At 72.7% G+C, this 7084-nt stretch carries 7 protein-coding genes and 1 pseudogene; 4 read left to right on the forward strand and 4 right to left on the reverse strand.

All coding sequences use genetic code 11. From position 1 onward, the window contains the following. Nucleotides 1-1441: 1441 nt before the first annotated feature. Both HUW36_RS21780 and HUW36_RS21785 read right to left on the reverse strand, forming a co-directional pair. Nucleotides 1442-2239 carry a hypothetical protein gene (locus tag HUW36_RS21780; protein WP_174529871.1) on the reverse strand — a complete coding sequence of 266 codons (798 nt, stop codon included), beginning with the start codon at nucleotides 2237-2239 and terminating at the stop codon, nucleotides 1442-1444. Between the two features lie 44 nt (nucleotides 2240-2283). Further along, complete coding sequence (locus HUW36_RS21785; protein ID WP_172967964.1) at nucleotides 2284-2454, reverse strand: hypothetical protein; 171 nt, start codon at nucleotides 2452-2454, stop codon at nucleotides 2284-2286. Between the two features lie 19 nt (nucleotides 2455-2473). On the opposite strand from HUW36_RS21785, the gene HUW36_RS21790 reads away from it, so the two are divergent. Then, entirely contained in the window at nucleotides 2474-3169 is a 696-nt protein-coding gene (locus HUW36_RS21790) for a hypothetical protein (RefSeq protein ID WP_174529872.1), read from the forward strand. Nucleotides 3170-3209: 40 nt separating this feature from the next. Continuing rightward, on the forward strand, nucleotides 3210-3599 hold the full coding sequence (locus HUW36_RS21795) for a hypothetical protein (protein ID WP_174529873.1): 390 nt from the start codon (nucleotides 3210-3212) through the stop codon (nucleotides 3597-3599). A gap of 70 nt (nucleotides 3600-3669) precedes the next feature. Here the strand turns inward: HUW36_RS21795 and HUW36_RS21800 are convergent, their stop codons facing one another. Then, nucleotides 3670-5178, reverse strand: coding sequence for an APC family permease (locus HUW36_RS21800; RefSeq protein WP_174529874.1), 1509 nt, complete (start codon nucleotides 5176-5178; stop codon nucleotides 3670-3672). 200 nt (nucleotides 5179-5378) lie between these two features. Between HUW36_RS21800 and HUW36_RS21805 the strand changes: the two genes are divergently transcribed. Continuing rightward, complete coding sequence (locus HUW36_RS21805) at nucleotides 5379-6032, forward strand: GOLPH3/VPS74 family protein (RefSeq protein ID WP_099164425.1); 654 nt, start codon at nucleotides 5379-5381, stop codon at nucleotides 6030-6032. Nucleotides 6033-6070: 38 nt separating this feature from the next. On the opposite strand, the gene HUW36_RS21810 is transcribed toward HUW36_RS21805, so the two are convergent. Continuing rightward, a complete protein-coding gene (locus HUW36_RS21810) occupies nucleotides 6071-6676 on the reverse strand; it encodes a GNAT family N-acetyltransferase (RefSeq protein WP_246248264.1) in 606 nt (201 codons plus the stop codon). 146 nt (nucleotides 6677-6822) lie between these two features. On the opposite strand from HUW36_RS21810, the pseudogene HUW36_RS21815 reads away from it, so the two are divergent. Continuing rightward, nucleotides 6823-7084: pseudogene (locus tag HUW36_RS21815) on the forward strand (cellulose binding domain-containing protein); the annotation flags it as partial.

Consider the following 7084-nt stretch of genomic DNA (forward strand, 5'->3'; position numbering starts at 1 on the left):
TCGCGGGGCCGGCGATACCACCGGCGGTCGCGGCGATACCAGCAGCGGTCAGAACGGTGGTGCGCAGCAGAGTGGTAGCCATGATGGTTGCCTCCCTGAGGTGGGGGTGACGGCACGGGGGTGCCGGAGGGGGAAAGGTCTGCGTTCCGGCGGCCCGCCCGAAGGGGCCTGCACGGATGACTGCGGCCGGGGGCCGGCACGGGGTGTGCGCGGGGCTCGGGGCGGCCACGAGGGGTGGCCTGCGCGCTGTCCGGAACGGCCACGGGGGGTGGCCTGCTCGGGGGCCCGGGGGATGTAACGACGGCCGGTGGCCGGTCATTCCGAGGCGGGGCTGCCTGCCGGCTCGAGGGCCGGGGCTCCACGCGGTCTGCCCGGTACAACGCCTGACCCCCGGCACCGATTCCACGCTGAGGGTGGCACCGACCACCACTCAACCGGACGAACGGGTCGAGTCTTCGCAGCCCGCAGCCCGCAGCCCGCAGCCCGCAGCCCGCACCCCTCTCCGGAACCGGACATCGCCCACCGAACCTCCGACCACCCCCACCTCCGGTCGGCCGTGCGAGGCGGCCGCCGACGCCGCAGTCGACGGTTCCCGAGATCTTGGTAGGAAACGGCCCTCAGAGGGGCGCTTTCCTACCAAGATCTCGAGGGTCTCCCGGAGGGCGGAACGTCGATCCTGTGAGGTGGGAAGAGGGCTCTCGCCTGAGGCGCTCCGGCTGCCCCGGGCGACCGGTGGGCGAGCCTCCGCCCGCCTCGGAGACACGGGATCAACGTCCCGAACTCCGAAACGGGCTGGAGATCTTGGTACCGCAGCGCCCCTGTGGGGGCCGTTCGCTACCAAGATCTCGGACCGTCCTGTTCGTGACGACGCTGCGGGATCTCGGCGCACACGTAGCCGCCTACAGCGAGAGGTCACCAGGACCGACCAATCCGGCGCGGGTGGTGCTACCGGCCTCTGACCCGGCCGGTCTCGCCCGCCGGGCCGCCTGACATCACCGGGGTGATCCGCGGCGACCAACCGCGAGCGGCGTCCCGACGTCGACCAGATCGCCGGGAGCGAGCGCGGCTGATGGACGCCCGATCGGGGTGTGGCGACGTGTGCCCCTCAGCGATATGACTATGCGTCATAGATATGCCTCTGAGGTATATCCGTGTCGGCGCATACCTTCCGCTGGCGCCGCCACGCCCGGTGACCAATCGTCGGACTGGTCCACCGGCCTCACCAGGGACGCCGGACCTACCACCGGCCTCACCGGGACGCCGGACCGATCCACCGGCCTCACCGGGGCGTCCCGCTCCGACGCCAGCGCGCCGCGCCGCGCCGCCCCTCGACCGCGACTCGGTACCGGTCGCCGTTCCCCTCGACTTCACTTCGCCGAGGTGGCGGTATCGGAGGCGCCCGGATGCCGCCACCTCGGCGTACTGGTGAATCAGGAGTGTGTCAGGGGGCGGTGAGCAGACCGAGCAGGGTGTCGCGGGCCGTGCGGACGGCGGACCGGGACTCGTCGGTGTGGTCCAGGGCGTCGAAGCCGTGCCGCCCGTTCGGCACGTCCACCACGCGCACCGGCAGCCCTTGTCGCTCCGCGGCGGCCGTGAAAGAAGCGATGGCGGACGCGACCTCGGGCCGGTCCCGGCCGACCCGGGTCAGCACGAGCGTCGGCGCCCCACCGACCACGCGGGCCGTGTCCGTCGAGCCGGTCGTGTCCGTCGAGGGGGTGGCGCCGGCGCCGGGGGCGGTGGACGGGGTGAGGGCGTCGAGCGGGTGGAAACGTCTGTCGATCGGGGGCCAGTCGGGCAGGGGCGCCAGCAACGGGTACGTCGCGGCGAGCCCGCGCACCCAGCGGGGCGGGTCGCGCAGCCAGTCGCCGAGCAGCAGACCGGCGCCGGAGAAGAACCACAGCGCCAGCCGGTCGGGGTCGACGCGGGGGTCGGCCCGGAGCAGGTCGGCGGCGTCGGCGACGCGGGCGGCGACGGTGGGCAGGTCGTCGGGGCCGGCCACGGAGAGCCGGGGGATCGCGACGACCACACCGCGCTCGGCGAGCAGGGCGCCGTAGCCGCGGTAGAGCGGCCAGTCCCGGGCGTCCGGCGCCTGTGGCGGCCCGGGAACGCCGTGCACCACCACGACCCCGGGGTGACGGCCGTCGCCGGCCGGAAGGTGCAGGTCGACGTCGCCGTGCCGCTCGGTCGGGGCGGTCGGCGGATCGAGAACAAACTGTGTCTCCCAGAAACTGTTTCCCATCGCACCGATGGTAGGGCAGGCCGCCGCCGCCCGTCACCCTCCAGTCAGGACGAGGAGGACGCCTTCGCGTGCCGCTCGCGCAGCCGGTCCCGGATCTCCTCCGGGGTGTACGCCCGCCGCCGCCGTTCCGCCCGGGCCACGACCACGCCCGTCGCCGCCACACCGGCGAGACCGGCCAGGCCGAGCAGCTTCCACCACCGCACTCGTTGCCGCATCGGCTTAGGGTAGTCCTCCATGAGCATCAGCCTGGACGAGGCCGTGGAGCTGACCCGCACCGGCGACCTGTGGGTGTTCCGCGGACGCAGCGTGCCCGATCGGGCCATCCAGTTCACCACCAACAGCCCGGTCAACCACGTGGGCATGGCGGTGGTGCTGGACGACATGCCGCCGTTGATGTGGCACGCGGAGCTGGGCCGCTCGCTGCCGGACATGTGGACCGGCACGCACCAGCGCGGCGTGCAACTGCACGACCTGCGCGACGCGGTCTGCGTCTGGGCCAACCGGTACGGCCAGCGGGGCTGGCTGCGCCAGCTCGATCCGCCCGCCGACACCGCGATGGAGGAGGCGGTGCTGCGTGCCGTGGCTCGTCTCGACGGAACGCCCTTCCCGTCCACGGCGCAGCTCGCCTGGCGGTGGGCCCGGGGCCGGGTGCCGAACCCGCGCCGCCGTCCGTTTACCCGCGACGGCGGCCCGTCGGCGGACGGGACCGGGTCCACCGACGGCGGCCGGACCTCCGGACGCGACCGGGCGTTGGAGACGGCGTACTGCGCGGAGGTCGTCGCGGTGACCTACGAGGCGATGGGGCTGCTGCCCGCCGGCCGGCGCCCCAACTGGTACGACCCGGGGCGGTTCTGGAGCGGCGACGACCTGGCCCTGACCGGCGGCGCGCAGCTCGGCGCGGAGATCGAGGTGCGCATCCCGCCCCGCTGACCAGGTTTGCCCGGCGGGCCGGCCGGTAATGAGGAGCCTCGTGACGGCTTCCACCGACCTCGACACGCTCACCGACTTCTTCGACCGGTACGGCGTGGCACTGACCACCGCCGACGTGCCGGCCATCGCCGGCTGCTACGCCCTGCCCGGGCTGGTGGTCGCCGACACCTACAGCTTCTCGTTCACCTCGCCGGCCGCGGTGGCGCTGAGCTTCGTCGGCGCCGCACCCGACTACCAGGAGAGGGAGCTGGTCGCCGCGAACGCCCAGATCGAGGACGTGCAACAGGTCTCGGCGCTGCTCACCGAGGTGGCGGTGCGGTGGGAGTTCCTGGACAGCCAGGGTGGCGCGGTGCCGGGCGAGCGCTACCGCTACCTGCTGCGCACCACCGACGAGGGCCCGGTGATCTGCACCGTCATCCGCACCGCCTGAACCGCCCCCGGGTGTTGAGCGGGGGCCCCTCCTCTACCGCATGCGTCAAGAAGGGGCCCCGCCTTTCCTGTCAGCGGCGGCTACCGGCCCACTGGTCGGCCTCGGGCGCCGAGTGCAGGCCCGGCTCGTGCAGGCCCTCCTCGGTCACCTGGCCGATCCGGCGGTACGTGTCCGGCCGGCTGGTCCGCAGCACCGCGCCCCAGATCAGGCCGAGCACACCGGTGATCACCGGGATCGCCGGCAGCAGCCACGTGAGGTAGCTGGCGGTGTCCGGCGCGAGCAGCGCGTCGAAGTTGAACAGCAGCACCAGCAGTACGGCGGTGAGCAGGACCGTGCCGAGGGCCGGGGCGATCGCCCGCTGCCAGAGCGTCTCCGGGCCGGAGCGGCCCCGGAAGAAGCCGACGACGGCGGCTGAGGTGAGCGTCATCAGCAGGACGACGCCGACCGCGGCCGAGCCGGACAGCCAGGTGAACAGGTCGATGACCGGGTCCCGGCCGGTGACCGCGAAGCCCAGGAAGACGACGACGGCCAGCACGCTCTGCACCAGCGAGCCCGCGACGGGCGCGCCGCTGCGGCTGGACGTGGCGCCGAGGAAGCGGGGCAGGACGTTCTCCCGGCCCAGCGCGAACAGGTAGCGGGCGACGCCGTTGTGGAACGACAGCAGGGCGGCGAGCACGCTGGTGATGAACAGGACGTTGGCGATGTCCGCGACGACGGCGCCGGTGTACTGGTCGAGCGCGCCGAAGACCACGCCCGGCCCGGCCTCGCCACTGGCCTGCGGGGCGTTCTCCGGCCCGGTGAGCACGGTCAGCGCCCAGGCGGAGAACGCGTAGAACAGGCCGGTGAACGCGACCGCGATGTAGGTGGCCCGGGCCACCGTGCGCCGCGGGTCCTTGACCTCCTCGCTGTAGATGGCGCCGCTCTCGAAGCCGGTGAAGGAGGCGATGGTGAACGCGAGCACGGCGCCGAACCCGGCTCCGAACAGCTGGCCGGGGCTGATGCCGGCGGTGGTGACGCTGCCGCCGGCCGGGTGGGCGAACGCGACCAGGTCGAAGATCAGCACCACGATGCACTCGAGGACGAGCAGCACCGCCAGCACGCTGGCGTTGAGGTCGATGCGCAGCACGCCGAGCACGCCGATGAAGACCCAGGCGAGCAGCGCCCAGACCCACCAGGCCAGGTCCAGCCCGGCCTTGGCCGACATGAAGTCGGAGACGATCGCGCCGAGCAGCCCGTAGAGGCCGATCTGGATCGCGTTGTACGCGGCCAGCGCGACCGCCGAGCCGGCCACCCCGCCGGCCCGGCCGAGGCCGTTGGCGATGTACGCGTAGAACGCGCCCGCGTTGGCGACGTACCGGCTCATCGCGGCGTAGCCGGTGGCGAAGATCGCGAGGACGGCGGCGAGCAGCACGAAGCCGAGCGCGGCGCCGATGTTGCCGCTGACGGCGTACATGGTGGTGACGCCGCCGCCGAGAACGGTCAGCGGGGCCGACGCGGCGACGGTGAAGAAGACGAGATGGGCGGTGCCGAGACGGCCACGGCGCAGCCCACCGTCGGAGAAGAACGGATCGGAGGACAAGGCTTCTCCAGGGGGAGGGGGTGAGGGGGTTGAAAGTGTCTACTTCGGAACAGCCTGAAGCAGGGTATTGGTGATCACGGATCGTCACAACCCCACTTCGATATCGATTGGGGCGCGCGTACTCGACCGGAATTGAGCTGTGCGTGGTCATGCCGTACCGTCCCGTGTCGACGATCACGGCCACCGTTCGAGGATGGACCATGACCTACCCCGGGGCACAAGCCACGTACCGGCTCGCCGATGCGCTGTTCCTCATCGGACATGACGAGTTCACCGGTAAGCCGCACGTCGCCGTCGACCGGCTGGAGTGCGGTCTGGCCGGTGCCGCGCTCGCCGAACTGATGTTCGAGGGCCGGATCGCCCTCGACGGTGGCGGCATCGCCGCGGTCGACCCGCGGCTGTGGCAGGAGCCGCTGACCGACCTGCTGATCACCGAGATCCTGCGCCGTGAGGGTGCGCATCCGGCCCGGCTGTGGATCCGCTACCTGCGCACCCAGCTGAACATCAACGAGCGGGTCGGCACCCGGCTGGTCACCGCCGGCGTCCTGCGTCGTGAGCAGGGCAAGCTCATCGGCCGGTCGGTGCGCTGGCCGGCGATCGACCCGAACCAGGCGGCCTCACCGCGGGTGCGCCTGACCGCCATGCTGATGCACTCGTCCCCGGCCGAGCTGGACCCGGGCACGCTGTTGCTGGCGAGCCTGGCCGAGGCGGTCGGGCTCGCCGCGCACATCTTCGACCCGCAGGTGGGCGGCCGGATGCGGGACTGCCGGCGGTTCCTGCCGGCACAGCTCGACGGCCTGCTCGCCGCCGTGGTCGGCGCGCTCGACGCCAGCACCACGACGGTACGCCGGTAGGGTCCCGCCCCGGGCGTCCGGGGCGGGACCGAAAACGGTCAGGCGGGATCGCGCCACATGGGGAAGAGGCTGGGCCCGTCGGGCAGGTCCAGCGTGACCGGGCGACGCCGGAAGCCGAGCCGCTCGTAGAGCGCGGCGTTGCGCGGCGTGCTCGCCTCCAGGTACGCGGCGGTGCCGGCCCGGTCCAGCTCGGTCAGCCGGTCGCGCAGCAACGCCGATCCGACGCCCCTGCCGTGGTGCTCGGGGTGCACGCCGATGAACGGCAGGTACCAGTGCGGTTCGCCCGGGTGGTTGGCGGCCATCTGCTCGTCGAGGATGCCGAAGCGCTTCATCGCCTCGGGTCCGATCGCGTTCTCCAGTTCGGCGAGTTCCTCGCCCTCGTCCTCGTCGTGTCCGCCGCCGACCGGCAGCCAGAGCGTGGCGCCCAGTCCGTCGCCGGCGACGTGGACCTCACCGGTGCGCAGCGCGAGGGCGACGAACGGCCCGAAGAACGCGGGATGCACCTGCGCGCGGTGGTCGTCCGCCGGGAAGATCCAACTGCTCACCGGGTCGCGCATGAACGCCTCGGCGAGAATTGCGGTAACGAGGGCGGCATCCTGTGTGGATGCCCGCCGGATGGTGCCCTGCCACTGAGTCACTGCCACCCGTCCTGCCGGCTGCACGAGCCATTGTGGTCATCGATCGGCGTGCAACGTATCAGGTGTCTCGGCCGCGCGGCAGGGCGCGGCGGACCGCTCGCCGTACCCCGGCTTTCGTGGCTACGCTGGCCCGGCCCGCCGAACGGAGGACCATGTCCCGTACGCGTCGCCCCGGCTCCTCGCCCGGGGCCGCCATCACCTCGTCGCCGTGGGTCCTGGTCGCGATCGGGGTGATCGTGATGGTGGTGCTGCTGGTGGTGGCGCTCGGTTCGGTGCGCGGTCGGCGGACGTTCCCGGCGGCGGCGCCGTCGGACCCGGCGATGTCGCTGCCGGGGTTGCCGGCCTCCACGTCGGCTCCGCCCGGCGTGCCGTCCGCGCCCTCCGGCACGGCCGGGCGTCCCGTGGTCCCGGGCC

Origin of the sequence: Micromonospora maritima, assembly GCF_902825405.1 — a bacterium.
Taxonomy (GTDB): Bacteria; Actinomycetota; Actinomycetes; order Mycobacteriales; family Micromonosporaceae; genus Micromonospora; species Micromonospora maritima.